Origin of the sequence: Bacteroides sp. PHL 2737 (assembly GCF_004115325.2) — a bacterium.
In the GTDB taxonomy this organism is placed as follows: domain Bacteria; phylum Bacteroidota; class Bacteroidia; order Bacteroidales; family Bacteroidaceae; genus Bacteroides; species Bacteroides hominis.
Window position 1 is genome coordinate 2992822 of the sequence record NZ_CP040630.1, and the last position, 22252, is coordinate 3015073.

The 22252-nt window shown below is 39.4% G+C and carries 9 protein-coding genes; 7 read left to right on the forward strand and 2 right to left on the reverse strand.

Annotation, left to right across the window (positions count from 1 at the left end; all coding sequences use genetic code 11):
- The first annotated feature begins 107 nt into the window (after positions 1–107).
- From DBK98_RS12190 to DBK98_RS12200, 3 genes are all read left to right on the forward strand, one after another.
- Complete coding sequence (locus DBK98_RS12190; RefSeq protein WP_032530379.1) at positions 108–1550, forward strand: alpha-L-fucosidase; 1443 nt, start codon at positions 108–110, stop codon at positions 1548–1550.
- A gap of 569 nt (positions 1551–2119) precedes the next feature.
- On the forward strand, positions 2120–5443 hold the full coding sequence (locus tag DBK98_RS12195) for a TonB-dependent receptor (protein WP_032536310.1): 3324 nt from the start codon (positions 2120–2122) through the stop codon (positions 5441–5443).
- A gap of 18 nt (positions 5444–5461) precedes the next feature.
- A complete protein-coding gene (locus tag DBK98_RS12200) occupies positions 5462–7024 on the forward strand; it encodes a RagB/SusD family nutrient uptake outer membrane protein (protein WP_032536309.1) in 1563 nt (520 codons plus the stop codon).
- Positions 7025–7231: 207 nt separating this feature from the next.
- Here the strand turns inward: DBK98_RS12200 and nanU are convergent, their stop codons facing one another.
- On the reverse strand, positions 7232–8803 hold the full coding sequence (gene nanU, locus DBK98_RS12205) for a SusD family outer membrane lipoprotein NanU (protein ID WP_032536308.1): 1572 nt from the start codon (positions 8801–8803) through the stop codon (positions 7232–7234).
- A 27-nt stretch (positions 8804–8830) separates the two neighbouring features.
- Positions 8831–12100: a TonB-dependent receptor gene (locus DBK98_RS12210; protein ID WP_032536307.1), complete on the reverse strand. Its 3270-nt coding sequence runs from the start codon at positions 12098–12100 to the stop codon at positions 8831–8833.
- Positions 12101–12850: 750 nt separating this feature from the next.
- On the opposite strand from DBK98_RS12210, the gene DBK98_RS12215 reads away from it, so the two are divergent.
- From DBK98_RS12215 to DBK98_RS12230, 4 genes are all read left to right on the forward strand, one after another.
- A complete protein-coding gene (locus tag DBK98_RS12215; protein ID WP_005800573.1) occupies positions 12851–16021 on the forward strand; it encodes a TonB-dependent receptor in 3171 nt (1056 codons plus the stop codon).
- An 11-nt stretch (positions 16022–16032) separates the two neighbouring features.
- Entirely contained in the window at positions 16033–18048 is a 2016-nt protein-coding gene (locus DBK98_RS12220) for a RagB/SusD family nutrient uptake outer membrane protein (RefSeq protein ID WP_032536306.1), read from the forward strand.
- Between the two features lie 510 nt (positions 18049–18558).
- The gene (locus tag DBK98_RS12225) at positions 18559–20193 is read left to right on the forward strand and encodes a sialidase family protein (protein WP_005776517.1); all 1635 of its coding nucleotides are present in this window, start codon (positions 18559–18561) and stop codon (positions 20191–20193) included.
- A 32-nt stretch (positions 20194–20225) separates the two neighbouring features.
- Positions 20226–22238 carry a family 20 glycosylhydrolase gene (locus DBK98_RS12230; RefSeq protein WP_032536305.1) on the forward strand — a complete coding sequence of 671 codons (2013 nt, stop codon included), beginning with the start codon at positions 20226–20228 and terminating at the stop codon, positions 22236–22238.
- Positions 22239–22252: the final 14 nt, after the last annotated feature.

Genomic DNA, 22252 nt, shown 5'->3' on the forward strand with positions numbered 1-22252 from the left:
TCTTTTTTGCTAACATTGTGAGTGAGTGTAAAATAACTTATTTAATATAATTATATAATATGAAAAAATATTGCTTACTTCTATTCTGTCTAATATGTATTCCTTTAATGGGGCAGCCTATTTATAAGCCGAATTGGGAGTCTATAGATAAAAGGCCGGTTCCTGCATGGTTTGAAAATGCGAAATTTGGCATTTTTATACATTGGGGATTATATTCTGTACCGGCATGGTCGCCCAAAGGAACTTATTCGGAATGGTATAAATATTGGCTTGATAAAAGAACATTGATGGGTAATGGAAATTTTACAGGAACAGAAATATATGATTACCATCGGAAAATGTATGGAGAAGATTTCACTTACGCAGATTTTGCCCCCATGTTCAAAGCTCTTAGTTATGATCCCGAAGAATGGGCTGATTTATTTGAGCGCTCAGGTGCAAAATATGTAGTGCTGACAACCAAGCATCATGATGGATTTGCCTTATGGCCAAGTAGAGAGGCATCAATCAGCTATGGCAGACCATGGAATAGTATGGAAATTGGAGCACATCGTGACCTGGTGGGAGAATATGTAGATGCGTTACGGAAAACGGATATCAAAGTCGGATGCTATTTTTCTTTAAGAGAATGGGATAATCCACTTTATAATAAAGAGACAATGGATTTGTTTTATGAACGCCATTGGTTTCCGCAATTACAAGATTTGGTAAATCGTTATAAGCCGGATCTGATATGGGCTGACGGTCCTGATCAGATAAATGACAAACAGTGGCAAGCTGAAAGGACATTAGCTTGGTTGTATTCAGAATCTCCGGTAAAAGACAGCATCGTGGTCAATGACCGCTGGGCCAATAACACCGGCAGAAAACATGGTGACTATTATACACGAGAATATAGCAGTACTAACAGTACTTTTGATAAGCCATGGGAAGAGTGCCGCGGAATTGGCCTCTCTTTTGGATATAATCAGAATGAAGATTTGGAAGATTACACTTCACCGAAAGCATTAATATTGACGCTTGCAAACATAGTTAGCCAAGGTGGAAACTTACTATTGGATATTGGTCCAAACGCTAATGGCAAAATTCCTCCTATAATGCAGGAACGCTTGTTGCAGATAGGTAAATGGCTGCAGGTAAACGGAGAAGCGATTTATGGGACACGCGCTTGGAACCGTTCATGCCAATGGACTAAGGGTAACAGGGAGTGGAAATCAAAAGAGAAGCATTATGTCAGTGGAGATGCTATATTGAAACAGACAGTCGATCCGGAGCCCGGATATGCGGTAAAAGAAGTTTTTTTCACCCAAAAGGGAGAAAACGTATACGCTATTTTACCTCAATATCCTAAAAATAAAATTGTGTTGAAAAACGTTCAAACAAGGAATAAGACTAAGATTGCTTTATTAGGATCAGATAAGAAAGTCCTTTGGAAACAAAAAGGTAATGATCTTGAAATCACAATGCCTTCTCTGTACGCAGATGAATTACCTTGTGATTATGCATGGGTTCTTAAATTGGACAATATAGAAAATAAAAAAGATCGATAGGTATATTGTATAAAACCGATTAGTTCCTTTTTTGTTGCACGAGCATGCTGCACAAATTGAAAAGGCAGTATCTGAGTATCTTTCTGTATACTTGGGTACTGCCTTAAATATAAACTCTATGAAGCTTTTTCTTTAAATAATTATCTCTATAAGTATAGCTGAATTTATTTTCCTTCAAGTATCCGTCACTTAGTACTATAAAATGTTAATAGTGGCATTGCTTTTTCTATTGTGTTAGAATGTCTGTATTGTAAATAATTATCAATATTATTTCTAATGACTTTCTTTTTCCCCTGTTCTTGTCCGCAGTAATGTTTATATTGCATTTTTATAACATTTATCTGTTGTTTTATACCATTAGTCTACCGTCTGAAAAAAGTTATTTTCTCACCTATATTAGCCTTTGGGGGCTTAAAAAACAAATTGTATATATCTGTATATCAGCTTCTTTTCTGCTTACTCTCTTTCTCTTCTCCTTCCATTTTTCGCCTACCGTCCCGATAGAACTTAGCAAACAGTTTTAAAAACACATATAAACATCTTTATTATTAACTCAAAAAGCAATACTTATGAAGAAAACCATCTTCTTGATTTTGTGCTTGTTATGTTCCATTGGAGCCATGGCGCAAAAGAAATCAATCACAGGTGTGGTTACGGATGCTACCGGTGAAACAGTCATCGGAGCAAGTGTTGTCGAGGTCGGCACTACCAATGGTGTAATTACCGACATTGACGGCAAGTTTACATTAATGGTCGATCCCAACGGAAAGATCAAAGTCTCTTATGTTGGTTATCAGCCTCAAACGATCGATGTAAAGGGCAGAAATTCTTTTAATATTAAGTTGAAGGAAGATTCTGAAATGTTGGATGAAGTGGTTGTAACAGGTTATGGCGGTAAACAATTGCGTTCTAAAGTGACTAACTCCATAGCCAAAGTAAAAGAGGAAACTTTAAAACAAGGTATGTTTACTAATCCGGCTCAAGCTCTTTCCGGTGCTGTAGCAGGTTTGTCAGTAAGTCAGACTTCGGGTAATCCGGGTAGTGCTCCAACTTTAGTACTCCGTGGTGGTACGAACTTTGATGGTTCCGGTTCTCCACTGATCTTAATTGACGGTCAGGTACGCTCTTCGCTGAGTGATATTAATCCGGATGATATTGAATCAATGGAGGTGTTGAAAGATGCCGGTGCAACTGCTATTTACGGTGCACGTGCTAATGATGGTGTAGTACTTGTAACAACAAAACGTGGTAAGGCGGGTAGAGCAGAGGTAAATCTAAAAGCAAAGTTTGGCTTGAACTACTTCAAGAATTCTTATAACTTTATGAATGCCGGTGATTACCTTTATTGGATGCGTACAGGTTATATGAATGCTTACGTTGGAGATATGAAACACCCGGACGGCGCTAATGTGAAAGGATGGTCTTCTCTAAGCGGATTGACTACTGCAACTCCTTATGGAACAGGTAATTTATATTTTGACAAGGATGGTGTAACGCCATTAGACGGAAATAAAACAAGTTCTGCTATTTGGAGTCCGATGATCTATTCAGATAATCTATCTTTTCTGCTCAATCAAGGATGGCAGACTATGATTGACCCGGTATATGGAGATAAAATTATTTATAAAAATACAGACATTGCCGATTTTAATATAAACACACCTTCATTCTCTCAGGATTATAACTTAAGCGTAAGCGGTGGTAATGATAAAGGAAGTTATTATGCCGGCTTGGGCTACAATAAGAGTGAGGGTACAGCAGTAGGTAACTGGTATCAACGAATTACTTTTACTTTTAATGCTGATTATAAACTTAAGGAATGGTTAACTTCTAATTCAAGTTTCAATTTTGCAGATGCGACCTGGAACGGACTTCCTGCATCGCAAACAGCTGAGGCTAACTATTTCTCACGCTGTCTTTCATTACCTCCTACTTTCCGTGGTTATAATGCAGATGGAGATATGCTATTAGGACCGAACTCCGGTGATGGTAACCAACAATACAATTTTAAGCAATTCGTTCGTGATAATAATACGGATAAGTTTACGATGAATCAATCTTTCACAATTGATTTCATGAAAGGTCTCTCATTGAAATTAGGAGCCATCTGGTATTATTCCGAAGAAAAAACAGAAGCTTTTAATAAAGACTATTTGAGCTCTCCGGGTAACTTGATTACATCTCACGCCACCTCTGCTTCATATAGCCGTACTTTAGACCAAACATATAATGCCGTATTGAACTATAATTATCAGATCAATAAGGACAACTTCTTGGATGCAATGGTTGGTTTTGAATACTATGATTCATACGGCAAGGGATTCAGTGCTTCTGGTTCTGGAGCTCCCACCGATGATTTTATGGATTTGGAATACACCTCAAAAGAGGAAGGAATGCGTTCTATAGACTCTTCACATTCTCGTCAACGTATTATGTCATTCTTTGGACGTGTTAATTATGACTACCAATCTAAGTATCTGCTTTCTTTGGTTTTAAGACGGGATGGATATTCCAAATTAGCTAAAGAAAACCGTTGGGGAGTATTTCCGGGTGTATCAGCGGGATGGGTGTTCAGTAAAGAAGAATTTATGGAAAACACAGCATCTATTCTTTCATTCGGTAAATTACGTGCCAGCTTTGGTTTAAATGGTAATGTAAACAAGAACTTTGTTGGAAACTATACAGTTCAGGGAGCTTATGGCAGCAATCGCTATAATGGTTCAACCGGTTTCTTGTTAAGCAGCATTCCTAACCCATATTTGATGTGGGAAAAATCGAGAACTTTTGAAGTCGGTTTAGATATGGGCTTTTTGGAAAATCGCATCAATGCTAACTTGACATATTACAACCGTTTGACTAGTGATAAATATGCTAATATCACAGTACCGTCTACTTCAGGTGTAAGTTCTGTTACTTCAAACAATGGTGAGTTCCAGAATCAAGGATTTGAATTTGAATTAGGATTCCGGATCATTGATTCCAAAGACTGGAAGTGGAACTTGAACTGGAATGGTGCTTTGAACAAAAACAAGGTTGTTTCTTTGCCGGACAATGGACTTGAAAGAAATCGTCAAAGTGCTTATCAGGTTTATACTGGAAACGGAGATGAAAAAATGTGGGTTGGTGGATATCAGGAAGGACAACGTCCGGGCGATCTATACATGTTTGTGGCAGAAGGACTTTATAAATCTCAAGACGAAATCCCGGCTAACTTGATTGACTTGACAACAGGTAATAACGGTTCAAGTGGCCGTCCTCTTTATGGTGGAACAGAAGGTTACAATAAATTAACAGATTCTCAAAAAGCCAATGCCCTTCCGATTCAGCCGGGTGACGTGAAATGGAAAGATGTAAATGGCGATGGAGTTATTGATAATTATGACATGGTGAAAATTGGGAATACTGTTCCTAAATGGACAGGAGGTATCAATACTACTGTAAGCTGGAAGGACCTTACCTTGTCTGCACGTTTCGACTATGCATTGGGATTCACCGCAGTGGACTGGAAAACAATGTGGATCATGGCATGTGCTCAAGGTACTTATAATACCATTGAGGAGACCAAAAACACATGGACTCCTGAAAATCCGAATGCTAAATATCCAACTTATGTATGGGCCGATCAATTGGGTAAACGTAATTATTGCCGTAGCTCATCCATGTTTGCCTATAATGGAAATTATCTGGCGCTGCGTGAACTCTCATTATCCTATAAATTACCATCTGTATGGGCGCAAAAAGCTAAGTTGAGCAATGTGGAACTATCTATTACAGGTCAGAACTTAGGCTATTTGACAGAAGCAAAACACCTATTCTCACCGGAAAAAGCAGATAATAATGGAGGATATCCATTACCTCGTACAGTGATTTTTGGTATTAATGTTTCTTTCTAAATATAAAAAAGACAAATTATGAAAAAGATAATATATATCATTTCCTTATTTGTATCGTCTGTGCTTTACACTTCATGCGATGCATTGGATCTCGCTCCGGAAGACTATTTCGGAAGCGGCAACTACTGGAATAATAAAGCCCAGGTGGAAGGGTTTATGAATGGCATGCACTCTCAATTGAGAGGTAACTATAATATGTTTTATTGTTTGGGAGAATTGCGCGGTGGTACACAGCGCGTTGGTAGTTCTTCACAAAACACCAGTTTGGACTATGCCATATTGCGTACCAACACTTTAAGCCAGGATAATCCGGGATTCAGCAACTGGTTTGGATTATATAGTCCGATTATGCAAGTTAATCATTTCATTCAAAAAGTTGAGAATGAATGTGATTTTTTAAGTGAGGCAGACAGAAAAGCCTATTTAGGACAAGCATATGGTTTAAGGGCTCTTTATTATTTTATGCTTTATAAAACTTACGGCGGGGTACCTATTGTAACAACAGTCGAGTTGCTGGATGGCAAAGTGACTGCAGATAAATTTTATGTCGAACGTGCTACACCCGAGGCCACTATGGCCTTCATAAAAGAAGATATCGGTAAATCTGAAAACTATTTTGGTACAGAAGAAGTGACCAATAAATATGATAAGACAATGTGGTCTAAAGCTGCTACTCTGATGTTGAAAGCGGAAATTTATATGTGGGCTGCTAAAGTTTCAATAAATGGCTATACAGCTTCTGGAAGATCGGATTTAGAAACAGCCAAAACAGCTCTGAATGGAGTGATAGGCAAATTTCAGCTATTAAATAAATTCAGCGATGTATTTAGTACAGCTAACCGTAATAATGCAGAGGTTATTTTCACCTTACATTTTGCTGATGGCGAAGCTACAAACTGGGGAGGCATGTTCCTCTATCAGGAGGCAGTATTCATTGGACAGGTATATGACCGTGATGATAATAAAATTGAAACGGATACATTAAATTTGAAAGGTACCGGAGGTACATTCCGCCATGAATATACAGAAGATTTCTGGAAAAGCTATAGCGATAAAGACACTCGTCGTGATGCAACATTCTTAGAATATTATACCCAAAAGAATAAAGAAGGCTTTGGTTGTGTTATGCTTAAGGCTATTGGTTCTATCAACTCGAACAACAATCGTATTTATGATACCGATGTGATTGTTTACCGTTATGCCGATGCTTTATTGATGATGGCTGAAATAGAAAATGGTTTAGGAAATCCTTGCGCAGGTTATATTAATGAAGTGCGTGAACGTGCATATGGCTCCAATTATGAGGCTAATAAATATACGGAAGGAAATTATGCAGAGAATGAATTGACCATTCTCCAGGAACGTGATAAAGAGTTTGTTTGGGAAGGTAAGCGATGGTTTGATGTAGTACGTATGCATGATGCTAATGGCAAATCTCTTGCTTTCTCTGCTACTGCGAATTATCCTTCGGATAAACCTCTTTTGGACTCAAGTGAGGAATATAAGTTATTATGGCCTATCGATGTTAACATTATGAGTGTCAATCCGTTGCTGAAACAGACACCTGGATATGAAAAATAAAACTTAATCAATAGGTTTTAAATATGATTATTTATTAAATGTAGAAGCTGTCTCGGTTATTATTGAGACAGCTTCTCTTTTTTCATAGCCATACACACATTACTCCTTATTCTCCAATCATAGAGCCGATTTTTATATATGCAGATGGAGGAGAACAAAATAAAGCGGGGAATGTCCGACCGGACATTCCCCGCTTATACTAACTAATCAATTTTCATATCCCGGAGTCTGTTTTAATGCCGGATTATCTGTCAATACACTTTCGTTGATCGGCCATAATAAGCGGGTAGCAACGGCTGAAGTACGTTTAGTCACATAGTCTGCACCAAGCAATCTTAAGTCATACCAACGTTTTCCCTCAAACATAAACTCACGCATACGTTCTTTCAAAATAGCTTCCAAAGGATCTTCGTCACCGGACATATATTTATTATCTGTATAGAAGTCTCCTTTATCATTGGGATAAGCCAATGTAGCTTTGTTGGCTTCAAAGAATTCTTTTCCATAAGCACGTTCACGGACCTGATTAATTTCGGCAGTCGGATCCTCACTCAACAATGCTTTAGCCTCAGCAAGCAATAACAGGCAGTCGGCATATCGGTAGATTGGATAATCATTCAAGAAGCTACGTTGTGAAGCTCCATCAAGTAGAACTCCCTGGTATTTATTACAAAATGGAGCAATATATTTAACTGTACCATCCTGCTGTTTCTGGTAGACTGCCGTCATAGAAGCATCTTTACGGGTGTCTCCATCGCGGAATGCTTTATTGTACAAATCATATCTTATCTGTAGACGAATCAAACCGTTCAATTGTCCTTCGGGCAAATCTTTAAATGACACTCCCTCTTTATTGCAATAAGTAGAGGTCATATATGCTTGTTGGGGCACCAGGTTCTGTCTGAATCTATCGTCCCACATATTATACTCGTCTTTAGCGTTGCGTATTGAGAAAATGATTTCAGAGTTGTCTTTATTGTTATAAGCAAATACTTTTGAGAAATCATCTTGCAAACTAACATTTGCATTGCTGACGATTGATTGCAAAGCAGTTTTAGCTGTAGTATAGTCGGCTGTACCGCCACCCATTTGGCGACCACTCCATAAATAAACCTCACCTTTTAACATCTGTGTAGCAGCCATCGACCAGTAATATCTGCCATATTTGAAAGAATAATCGCTGCCAAATCCTTTTTCGGACGCTGTAATGTCTTCTTTGATTTGTTTCATCACCTCCTCCGCAGGAGAAGCTGCTTTCGATAGATTGCTTAAATCCAAAGAAGCCCCATTCGTATAGTCAAGATAGAGGATAACATCTCCCCAAGAGCGTAGCAAATGGAAATAAAGATAAGCACGCATTCCATAAGCTTCGCCTAAGTAATAGTTTTTACCAGCTTCGGAGAGTACTGTCGTTTCCTTTGTTTTGGCTATCATCAGATTGATCTGATTGATCACTTTGTACATTCCTGCGAAGTTGCTTATTCCTGTATTCTCTTTATTGATTGTATTGAAAGGCAGACGCTCCATACCTTGAGTTGCTTCTCCTCCGAAAGGAACATCTCCGTAAATATCTGCACGAGGCTCACCTAACAAGAAAAAGTTAAAGCTGCATTCTCTAAGCAATGCGTGCAACCCCACATTAAAAGTGCTGAACTGGGCCTCTGTCTTCCAGTAATTACTATCTGCAATAGAACTGGTAGGATCAATATCCAGCGCATCACATCTTGAAAACAGCAGGAGAGAAAGCCCTGCTAACATATATGTAAATATTTTCTTCATAATGCTATTTGTATTAGTCATATATAATTAGAATGTCACTGACAAACCGAATAAAACTGTTCTCGGAGTAGGATAACGGCCGTTATCTATTCCACGGCCATAAGTCGTATCTACAGCCGGTTCAGGTGAAACGCCTGTGTATCCGGTGATATAGAATAGATTCTGACCTGTTACATAAACAGAGGCATCTGTCATGCCTACTTTACTAATCCATGTTTTAGGCAGATTATAGTTCAATGTCAGTTCACGAAGGGCCAAATAGTCACCTTTTTCATAGAAACGTGAACTGTTATTGTCAATAGCCGTAAGACCATTATTTGAACGTGTTATATTCTTCTTACTTAACTGGTCGGCATAATAGAATGCAGGCAGATCAGTATCGGTATTTGTTTCACTCCATGTTTTTTTAACTTCTTTAATGATGTTGAACGAACCTTGATATTGCCCCAATGAACGTGCTGCAAGGTCATTATAAATCGTATGTCCTAAAGCATAATCGAAACGGGCATATAAGGAGAGGTTTTTATAACCCAATGTAGTAGAGAATCCACCGGTAACTTTTGGGAATATATTTCCTACTACTTGACGGTCGTATCCATTAATAACACCATCGCCATTAATGTCTTCCCAGCAAACATCACCCGGTTCGATAGGTTGCCATCCCTCTTTTCCGGCATATTGGGCTGCAAGTCCCGGACCATATAAGTTGGCTACCTCATCGATACGATTATTGGCATATTTTTTCACATCATCCCAATCTTTGAATATGTGGTTTTGTTTATAGGCAACTAGTTCTCCCAGTTTACCACCTTCCTGACGACCGGCGATCCATTTGGTTTCATCTGTTCCATCGGCTTTTTTACGTCCGGTTGCTACTTCATAACCACCAACACGATTATTGGGATTACCATTGTAGGGCAATTTTACGATCTTGTTTGCAACAGAAGACAGGTTGGCTGTTACATCCCATGTTAACCCTTTCGGATTATTCAGAATATTAGCTCTGACTTCCATTTCAAAACCATAATTACGCAGAGTTCCCATATTGGTCATGATTTCCGTGAAACCGGTATATCCCGGAAGAGCTTGTTTGGTTAACAAATCCTTTGTAGTACGGTTATAATAGTCGAGGATAAAGCTCAAACGATTATTTAAGAATCCGATGTCAAGTCCTGCTTCAAATGACTGACTTTGTTCCCAACGTAATCCAGTGTTTACCAAACCTGAATTGTAGAATGCGGTTGAACCTCCGTATGTTTTTGCACCTACTTGTGAATATGCACCATATACATCAAAATTTCCGATTCCATTCACATTTCCATTGACACCATAGCTCAAACGGGGTTTCAAGTTAGAAATAACTCCTGATATCTTAGAGTCTTTCCAGAATCTTTCTTCCATAATATTCCAACCGACAGACACACCCGGGAAGAATCCCCAACGATTATCTTTCAGTTTCGAAATACCGTCATAACGAGCAACAAACGAAATTAAATATCTCATATCGTAGTTATAGTTAATACGTCCGAATCCGGAAAGAATACGATATGCTGTTTTGGTTGTTGAAGTATAGGTTCTTGTAGAGCCTGCGTTTAAGGTAGGAATATCATCAGTCGGAGAATTTTGAGTTTTAGCTTCAAAATCGAACTGATCATAAGTGAAATATTCGGTTCCTAACATTGCTTCCAGATTATGCTTTTCTGCAAAAGTATCTGTGTATGTCAGTGTTCCGTTCAACTGAATTTGATTGTATTTCTGAACATAAGCCTCAGCCTGGCGTGTATTGTCAGGAGTTGCGGAAGATTGAGCTTGATAAGATTTATTAAACTTCTCTCTCTGCCAGTCATAACGATAAAGTGAAGCATTGCCATTTAACACTAATTTTTTAGGTAAAATGTCAAGGGCAAATCCAACACTGTAGGTTGATTTATTAGTGCTGTTCTCGCTCGTCAACTTATCTCTGTAATAATCGGGATTACCGTCTCCTGTACCGAAACCGGAGGCCGGAGTTCCATCTTCATTCCAAGGATTCCATGTCGGACGTTGAGAGCGTGTACGGTAGAAAAATTCATATTGACCGATCCAGAGTTCCGGTTGAGTTGACCAAGAGTAAGTCGCATTTGCCTTTACCGTCAAAAAAGGGAATACTTTATACGAACCGTTCAATGCTCCATTGAAACGTTCGTATCCGGTACCTCTAATCTGACCATCTTCTTTGTAATAGCCTAGGCTGGCAGAGAAGGTTCCTTTATCGTTACCGCCTGTAATGTTTACATAATGGTCTTGTGTCAAAGCGCTATTATTGAAAACAACATCATCCAACTCACCTGAGTAGTCTTTATATAGAATTGTTTTTCCATCATAAAATGGGTCTGCCATAGAAGCCCAACCTTCATTCTTTAAGTTAGCGTTTTCATCTGTCAAATAACGGATGTCAAATAGATTGTTACCAATACCATATCCCATTTGTGTATCTACATTGGTACGTCCGGTTCTTTTGTAACCTAAACGATTGTAGTAGATGTAGTCGTGCGCATCGCAAAAGTCATAACCTTTACGAGCGAAATTCACACCCATTTTGAATTTATAGTTAACAGATGCTTTACCTTCTTTACCACTTTTAGTCTCAACCAAAATAACACCGCCATTGGCACGCGCTCCATAAATAGCGGTTGAAGCAGCATCTTTAAGGACTTGAATCGACTCAATATCGGAAGGATTGATATCGCTCATGCTATTGCGGACAATACCATCGACTACGATAAGTGCTTTACTATTATCACCTGTAATAGTGGCACCACCACGTAATGTAATATCCGGTTCACTACCGGGTTGACCTGTTTTGTTTACAACACGGAGTCCTGTTACAGAGCCTTGCAAGGATTGTCCTGCGTTGCTGAAAGCCGCATTTTTAAGTACCGAGTTATCCAATTTAGAGATAGCAGTAGTCAAAGTAGCACGCTTTTGTGAACCTCCATATCCTGTTATCACTACTTCATCCAACACTTCTGTGTCTTCCTTCAGTACTATCTTATAGGTATTTTCAGCACCAACAGTAATCGTCTGAGATTTATACCCAATATAGCTAACTGTAAATTTAGCACCAGTAGCTATCGTTAAAGAGAACTCGCCGTCAAAGTTAGTTATGGTACCATTAGTTGTACCGACTTCAACGACACTTGCACCAATGATTGACTCACCGGCACCATCTGTAATCACACCCGTGATAGATTTCTTTTGCGCCATGGTCCCAAGAGAACATAAAATGCACAAAATCAAGAAGATGGTTTTCTTCATAAGTATTGCTTTTTAGTTAATAATAAAGAAAATTATAATTGTTTTTACTAAGTTCTATCGGTACTTGGTATTTTCATTACCTAAATAATAAATGAAAAAGGTTAAATTTATTATTTCTTTTCATTTATATACTATCAAACCGTTGCAAATATATATATTATATTAAAAACTCACAAGCATATTTTAAATATATTTTTTATATAGACGAAATAATATTGAAAAACTAAGATAATCCACTTGGAAATTTCACAAAAGATTGTTTATGGGGTATCCTCTCTCATATAATATTGATTTCTTATATTATATATATAGCGATTCACCTTAGAATAGGTATATGTAATATATTATTGTTTTAAAAAGCTATTGGACTGACTTGAAAAGGGCGAGAGAATATATTCAAAAACCTTATTATATGTTATAAGGTGTTTCTTTGTGTTGAAATATAGATAATTTTTCTTGGCTTATTGAAAAGTAGATTTTAGAGGAATTGGGGCGAGAAAAAAATATTTAGTGCTTCACTACTTTTCACCATTATTAATTCATAAGTGTTTTTTTACTAAAAATACCCTGTTATTTTGATTCACTATTAAGACGTAATAGTTTGTATTATAGACAATTATGTTTTTATCTGATTCTGGGATTACTATTTAAAAGGATAAGTCCCGATAGGACTGTACTCATTTTCAGGTATTTATATTTATGGAGTTTAGAAGAGATAATTTTCCTTTTTTATTAACTAAAAATCAATTTATGAAAAAAGTCCTTTTTATTTTGTTGGGCTGTTTGCTATCGTTTAATGTGATGGCACAGGTAAAGGCGATTTCGGGACTGGTAACAGATGTTACCGGGGAGCCCGTTATTGGGGCAAGTGTTGTAGAAGTGGGAACCACTAATGGAGTAATTACTGATTTAAACGGTAAGTTCTCGTTAAAGGTGGCACCTAATTCACAATTCTTGGTGAGCTATATTGGCTACAAGCAACAAACAATTAAAGTTGGCTCTGAAAGCACTTATAATATTGTGCTGAAAGAGGATGCGGAGGTTTTGGATGAAGTTGTTGTAGTCGGCTATGGTTCGCAAAAGAAGGTGAACGTTACAGGGGCTGTAGGTATGGTTAGTGCCGAGGCGTTGGAAGCGCGTCCGGTGGCAAATGCTTCACAAGCATTGCAGGGTGTTGTTCCCGGCTTGAACCTTACTGTTGGTAATAACGGTGGTGCCCTTGATGGAACGTTAAACATGAATATTCGTGGAGCCGGAACGATTGGTGATGGATCGGGTTCTTCTCCATTGGTTTTGATTGATGGCATTGAGGGTGATCTGAATACTGTCAATCCCAATGATATCGAATCTGTTTCGGTATTAAAAGATGCTGCATCGGCTTCTATTTATGGTGCAAGAGCTTCGTTCGGTGTAATTCTTGTAACAACGAAGAGTGGTAAGAGCGGTAAGACCAATGTGTCATATAGCGGTAGTGCTCGTTTCTCAGACGCTATTGGTATTCCGGACATTATGGATTCTTACACTTTTGCTCAGTACTTCAATCGTGCTTCTGCCAATAAGGGTGGCGGTGATATTTTTGCCCCTGCTGTAATGGAACGTATCAAAGCTTATCAAGAAGGAACGCTGAAAGCTACTACAGTTGATAATGGAGCAGGTATTTGGCAAAAATGGGCTAACGCGAATGGAAACACGGATTGGTTTGAAGAATTTTATGATCATTGGGCGCCATCTCAGGAACATAACCTTAGTATTAATGGTGGTACGGACAAAACTCAATACTTGATTAGTGGAAGTTTTCTGGATCAGAAAGGTTTAATGCGTCATGGATCAGATAAGTTTCAACGCTACACATTGAATGGTAAAATCACAACGGCTGTCACTGATTGGTTCAAGGTGACGTATTCTACTAAATGGACCCGTGAGGATTTTGAACGTCCTACTTACTTGACAGGAAGCTTTTTCCATAACTTAGCTCGTAAATGGCCTGTGCATCCGGCTTATGATCCTAACGGATTCCCTATGGACGAAGGTGAAGTGGAACAGATGGAAAATGGTGGAAAGCAGAATAGCCAGAAAGATTTTTATACGAATCAGTTGCAACTGGTTTTCGAGCCTATTAAAAACTGGAAAATCAATCTTGAAGGTAGTGTACGTACCACTACTCAATATCAGCATTGGGAAGTATTACCTGTTTATGCCTACAATGTGGATGGAGATCCCTATTATACAGTGTGGGATATGGGATATGGTTCTTATGCGGCAGGTTCTTCTCGCGTGAATGAATATAGTTGGAAGGAAAATTATTATACCACAAATATTTATTCGGACTATTTCAAACAGTTCGATAACGGACATTATTTTAAAGTGATGGCCGGTTTTAATGCAGAGTTATATAAAACCAGAAACATCACGGCTGAGAAAAATACATTGATTACCCCGGGGGTACCTACTATTAATACGGCAACTGATGATCCGCAGGCTTATGGTGGTTATGCTGACAACTCAGTAGCCGGTTTCTTTGCGCGTGTCAACTGGAGTTATAAAGACCGTTATATGTTTGAGGCTAATGGCCGATATGATGGCTCTTCCCGCTTCGTAGGAAAAGAACGTTGGGGATTCTTCCCATCATTCTCTGCCGGTTGGAATATTGCTCGCGAACCATTCATGGAGAGCTTTGCTGAAAAAATTAATATGGGAAGTTTAAAGTTAAGAGCTTCATGGGGTCAGTTGGGTAATACGAATACCAATGATGCGTGGTATCCATTTTATCAAACGATGCCTGTAGGGTCTAATTACGGTTGGCTAGTAAATGGCGAACGTCCTAACTATGCTACAAATCCGGGTATTGTCAGCTCTAAGAAAACTTGGGAGACAGTAGAGACTTGGGATGTCGGTTTGGATTGGTCTTTCTTCAATAACCGTTTATCCGGTTCATTCGACTATTTCGTACGTTATACTTATGATATGATCGGCCCGGCTCCCGAACTTTCAAGTTTGTTGGGAACTTCAGTTCCGAAGATTAACAACTCGGACATGAAATCGTATGGTTTTGAATTGGAGGTAAATTGGAGAGATCGGATCGGTGAAGTTTCTTATGGAGCAAAATTTGTACTTTCTGATGACCAACAGAAGATTCTGCGCTATCCGAATGACTCGTATGACGTAGGTTCGTATTATAAAGGTAGACATTTGAATGATATTTGGGGATTGACAACAATCGGTATTGCTAAATCACAGGAAGAGATGGATGCTCATTTGGCAAAAGTCGATCAATCTTCTGTAGGAACCAATTGGGGTGCCGGTGATATTATGTATGCCGATTTGGATGGTGACGGAAAAATCAGTAACGGAACCAATAAATTAGGAGATACGGGCGATTATCGTATTATCGGTAATTCGACTCCTCGTTTTAAATATGGTATTACACTGGATGCTGCTTGGAAAGGATTCGATTTCAGCATTTTTATGCAGGGGATTGGAAAACGTGACCTGTGGCTGGACGGATGTTATTTCTGGGGAGCCAACGGACAAGGAAATGAGTGGCAATCTACCGGCTTTACCGAACATTGGGATTTCTTCCGTCCGGAGGGTGACCCGTTAGGTGCTAATTTGAATTCATATTATCCGCGCGTCAACTTTAGTGGGGGCCGTAATACCAAGATTCAGACACGCTATTTACAGAATGGAGCATATTTGCGTTTGAAGAATGTCCAGTTGGGTTATACATTGCCTCGGGTATGGACAGAGAAAGCCGGAATATCTTCTGTACGTGTATATGTTTCGGGTGATAACCTGGCAACTATAACCAGTCTTTCTAAGATTTTCGATCCGGAAGCTACCGGAAGTTTGGCCGGAACAGGATCCGGTAAGTTATATCCTTTGCAAAGAGTGATATCTGTTGGTGTTAACGTTAATTTTTAAATTGAAGTATTATGAAGCTTAAAATAAAAAATCTGTTTGTACAAGCATGTTTTGTTGCGGGAGGGGTAATGGCGCTCACGTCCTGTAATGACTTTCTTGATAGAGAACCTCTTTCTTCTGTCACACCGGAAGTCTACTTTCAAACGGTGGATCACTTTGCCGCTTATTCCATAGCGAGGTATCAAAACTATTTTCCTTCGCATGGTGGTTATGGAGCAGGTATAGCGAATAACGATGGTGGAACGGATAATATGGTGGCCGGAGGGCGTAGTAGTCGCTATGTAAAAGGGCTTTGGAAAGTTCCTTCCAGTGATGGTAACTGGAGTTTCAGCAATATCCGTTATTGCAACTACTTCTTTGAGAATGCTGTGCCTAAATATGAAGCGGGTGAGGTTGCCGGAGCAGATGCCGATATTCGCCATTATATTGGCGAAATGCATCTGATGCGTGCTCTTGTGTACTATAATTTATTGCGTACTTACGGTGACTTTCCGATCGTAACAGAGGTTTTGCCCGATGACAAAACGGTGCTGATGGAAAAAGGTGTCCGCCAACCTCGTAATCTGGTTGCCCGCTTTATCCTGAAAGATTTGGATGATGCTGCCAATATGATGTACAGTAAGGGATTTAAAAATAATACCCGTTTGAATCGTGAGACAGCTTTGCTGATTAAATCCCGGGTGGCACTGTATGAAGCCTCTTTTGAAAGATACCACAAGGGTACAGGACGTGTACCGGGAGATGATAACTGGCCGGGAAAGAAAGTACATTCTAATTTCTCATTGGATGTAGAAGCTGAGGTTGACTTCTTCTTGACAGAAGCCATGAAAGCAGCGGAAGAAGTTGCAGATAAAATAACTTTGACCCCTAATACAAAGGTTGAAGATCCTGCTAGTCCTTCTATTATATCCGGATGGAATCCTTATTTTGAAATGTATGCCAATGTTGATTTAAGCGGCTATGACGAAGTGTTGTTCTGGCGTCAGTATGCAAAAACCGGTAGTTTCTCTATCATGCATGGTACTCCGGCATGGATTGCGTCCGGTTCTAATCATGGCTTGTTGAAAAGCTATGTTGAAAGCTTCTTGATGCAGGATGGTCTGCCTTGGTATGCGGCCAGTAGCGCAGCACCTTATAAGGGGGATGCTACATTGGATGATGTGAAGGCTAATCGCGATAACCGTCTTCAGTTGTTTATGTTTGGTGAAAGCAATTTTGTACCAGTATATTCGACCGAGGAACCGGGCACTGTGAAAATGTTTGCTCCGCATCCTGTATCTAACCGTGAAGAGATGAGAGACCAGACAGGATATCGTATTCGTAAATATGCCAGCTTTGATATGGCACAGAATGTATGGGGAAAAGCTGAGTCGACTACCGGATGTATTATTTATCGTGGCGTAGAGGCTTATCTGAATTATCTGGAAGCTTATTATATGAAGAATGGTAACGTTACAGGTAAAGCAGCTCAGTATTGGAGAGCTATTCGTGAGCGTGCCGGATTGGATCCTGATTTTACAAAAACTATCAATGCGACTGATTTGAATCAGGAAACAGATTGGGGTAAGTATTCAGGTGCCCAAGTTGTAGATGCTACCTTATTAAATATACGTCGTGAGCGTCGTTGTGAATTTATTGGTGAAGGTATGCGTTGGGATGATTTGGTTCGTTGGCGTTCGATGGATCACTTGCTGACGAAAAACTATATGCCTGAAGGATGTAATTTCTGGGATGAAATGTATAAGTCGGCTAACAAAGATGAGAATGGTGCTGAGATTACATTTAAAGATTCCGGTGAAGAAGGTTCCAATATCTCTTCACGTACCTTTAAGTATTTGCGTCCTTATGCCATTTTGAAAGCCAATAATGACGTATACGACGGTTATACCTGGCAGAAAGCCCATTATCTCAATCCTGTGCCGGTTCGCGAGATGGAATTGCTGTCTCCGGATGAAAAAGTAGAAACGTCTGTATTATACCAGAACCCTTATTGGCCAACTAAGATTGGAGAGGTTGCTGAAGAATAATTCGGTTTTCAATAGATTATTAAAATAAAGTAGAGGAGAGGGGTGTTATTGAAGATAACGTCTCTCTCTTTTTTATTCTGACTTCAGATATGCTCATCACAAAGTTAAAACTCAGAATCCGAAAGATTCAGAGTAAAATATATCTTGATCTTTAGAGAAATGTTTTCTTCGTACAAGCCAAGTTTATCTTGGCAGCCAGGATGAAGTTTGATTACCATTTTAGATAAGTTTGTTTTCGGTCCTTTAGCACTTTGAAAGAGGGATTTGTCGTTTTATAATTGATCTCTTAGTCTCTTTCTATCCTTTTGGGAGTGTCTGTGTTCTGTGAAAAAACAGACGAAGGAAATTTAGACAGGCTTTTATGGCAAATAGAATTAAAAACAATCCCTTAACTTGTGTGTAGTTTATTAATAGGTTGATATATAATAAAATATTTAATTAATATAGCCATTGTATAATAAAAAATACTATCTTTGCTCCCGATAACATAAATATTAATTAGTCGATACCATGAAAAAAGCTGTAATTCTATTTTCGCTTTTCTGTTTTCTGTGTGCTATACCGGTAGTTCGAGCCGCAGATACAATTTTTGTTCGTGAGACCCGTATTCCTATTTTGATAGAGAGACAAGATAATGTCTTGTTCTATCTTCGTTTGGATGCTAAAGAGAGCCAGACTCTTAATGATGTAGTGTTGAATTTTGGTAAAGGAGTGGATCTGTCTGAAATTCAGTCTATAAAACTTTATTATGGTGGTACAGAAGCATTGCAGGACAGAGATAAGAAACGTTTTGCTCCTGTGGGATACATCTCCAGTAACACTCCGGGAAAAACGCTTGCCGCCAATCCTTCTTACTCAATAAAAAAATCGGAAGTGAGTAATCCTGGCAATCAAGTTGTTTTGAAAGGGAACCAAAAACTGTTTCCGGGAATTAACTATTTCTGGATTAGCCTGCAAATGAAGCCGGGTACATCCCTTACCAGTAAAGTGACTGCCGATATTGCTTCGGTCACTCTGGATGGTAAGAAGGCTCTGTTGGACGTTGTTTCGCAAGAAGGAATTGAACACCGCATGGGGGTAGGAGTACGTCATGCCGGGGATGATAATTCTGCCGCATTCCGTATCCCGGGATTGGTGACTACTAATAAAGGTACACTGCTGGGAGTTTATGATGTACGGTATAATAGTAGCGTGGACTTGCAAGAGCATGTTGATGTTGGTTTAAGCCGTAGTACAGATGGTGGAAAAACCTGGGAGAAAATGCGTTTGCCTTTGGCATTTGGGGAGTTCGGTGGTCTGCCTGCCGGTCAGAATGGAGTAGGAGACCCCTCTATCCTTGTTGATACAAAAACAAATAATGTTTGGGTGGTTGCTGCCTGGACACATGGTATGGGTAACCAACGTGCATGGTGGAGTTCACATCCGGGTATGGATATGAATCATACTGCGCAACTTGTTCTTGCCAAAAGTACGGATGACGGTAAAACGTGGTCTGCACCTATTAATATCACAGAACAGGTAAAAGATCCGTCTTGGTATTTTCTGTTGCAAGGTCCGGGTCGGGGCATCACTATGAGTGACGGTACTTTGGTATTCCCTACTCAGTTTATTGATTCGACACGTGTACCCAATGCAGGTATCATGTATAGCAAAGATGGTGGTAAAAACTGGAAAATGCACAATTATGCACGCACGAATACTACAGAGGCTCAGGTTGCCGAGGTCGAGCCCGGAGTATTGATGTTGAATATGCGTGATAATCGTGGTGGAAGTCGTGCTGTGGCTATTACAAAAGACTTGGGTAAAACATGGACAGAACATGAATCTTCTCGCAAGGCATTGCCGGAATCGGTTTGCATGGCTAGTTTGATAAGCGTGAAAGCCAAAGATAATGTTTTGGGCAAGGATTTATTGATATTCTCTAATCCTAATACGACGAAAGGACGTTATAATACTACTATTAAAATCAGTCTGGATGGTGGTGTGACTTGGTCACCCGAACACCAACTTTTATTGGATGAAGGCAATAACTGGGGTTATTCTTGTCTTACTATGATTGATAAAGAAACGGTTGGTATTCTTTATGAAAGCAGTGTGGCACATATGACATTCCAGGCAGTGAAGTTGAAAGACATTATTAAATGAGAAATTTCCCCCCATAAACTAAATAAACACCGATGAGAAATAAACAAATTTTCTTAATCAGTTTCATTATTTACTTATGCACAATTTCTACGGTCCGGGCAGGTGAATATCACCTGCTTCCGGAGCCGCAAAAGTTTACTCCTTTAAGTTCCAGTTTTGTACTGGGCAGAACAAAGCTTTCTACTCCGGTGCTTCGGCAAGAGTGGGAAGCTTTTGTTGTCGATAGGGGTGGAGTCATTGATGACAAAGCTCGTGCAAGTATTGAAGTGAAACTGGTACCTTCATTAGAAGAGGTACCTTTGAACGCAGACGAAGCTTATCGCCTGGTGGTAAATAATGGTAAAGTTACGGTTGAGGCTGTGACGGAGCATGGTGTGTATTGGGCTATGCAAACTTTGGCCCAGCTACAGGATGTGCGAAAGAAAAAGGCAACATTCAACGGTTGTTCAATTGTTGACTGGCCTGCTTTCCGAATACGTGGCTTTATGCAGGATGTAGGGCGTACGTATATGTCGATTGAAGAATTGAAACGTGAAATTGCTATTCTTTCACGTTTTAAAATTAATGTCTTTCATTGGCACCTGACTGAAAATCAATCGTGGAGGCTGGAAAGTAAAATTTTTCCGATGCTGAATGACAGTGTGAATACGACTCGTATGCCGGGTAAATACTATACATTGGAAGAAGCGAAAGATTTAGTCACTTTTTGTAAAGCGCATAATATACTTTTAATCCCGGAATTTGATATGCCGGGGCATAGTGAGGCTTTTGTCCGTACATTCCGTCATGATATGCAGAGCCCGGAAGGAATGAAAATTCTTAAATTGCTGGTAGATGAAGTTTGCGAGACTTTTGATGTACCTTATCTTCATATTGGTACGGATGAAGTTCGGTTTACCAATCTAAAGTTCGTTCCGGAAATGGTCGAATATGTCCGTGCCAAAGGAAAGAAAGTAATTTCGTGGAATCCGGGATGGCATTATAAACCTGGCGAAATTGATATGACGCATTTGTGGAGTTATCGTGGAAAAGCCCAAAAAGGTATTCCCGCAATTGATTCTAAGTTTCATTATCTCAATCATTTTGATACTTTTGGCGATATCATTGCATTGTATAACAGCCGTATTTATAATGTTGAGCAAGGAAGTGACGATATTGCAGGGACAATTCTTGCCATCTGGAATGACCGTTACGTAGCTAACGAACGCAATATTATACTTGAGAATAATTTCTATCCTAATATGCTGGCTATTGCTGAACGTGCATGGAAAGGCGGAGGTACAGAATATTTTGATAAGAATGGTACTATCTTACCTTCTGAAGACTCTCCGGAGTTTAAAGAATTTGCTGATTTTGAGAATCGTATGCTTTGGCATAAAGAGCATACATTTAAGGGATATCCGTTCGCCTATGTAAAACAGACGAATGTAAAATGGAATATTACTGATGCATTTCCTAATGGTGGAGATTTGAATAAAGTCTTTCCTCCGGAACAGGAATTGAAGGATTCTTATTTATATGAAGGAAAAGAGTATGGGGTACACCCTGCCATTGGTGCGGGTATCTATCTTCGTCATGTATGGGGGAAAATGGTACCTACTTTCTATAAAGATCCGCAAGAGAATCATACGGCTTATGCCTATACATGGGTTTACTCTCCGAAAGATCAGGAAGTAGGGCTATGGGCTGAATTTCAGAATTATGGTCGTTCGGAAATGGACTTGGCTCCGTTACAAGGTAAATGGGACTATAAAGGCAGCCGTATCTGGATCAATAATGAAGAAATACAGCCGCCTGTATGGACAGCTACTCATAGTACAAAGAGTAATGAAATAGCGTTGGGAAATGAAAATTGTGTGGCACGTCCGCCTATCGCCGTACATCTGAATAAAGGCTGGAATAAAGTTTTCCTGAAATTGCCGGTTGGCAAATTCAATATGCCCGAGGTGCGGTTGGTGAAGTGGATGTTTACTACAGTTTTTGTAACTCCTGACGGAGAAAATGCAGTGGACGGACTTATCTATTCGCCCGACAAAACGAAGTGATCGAGAAAAAATAA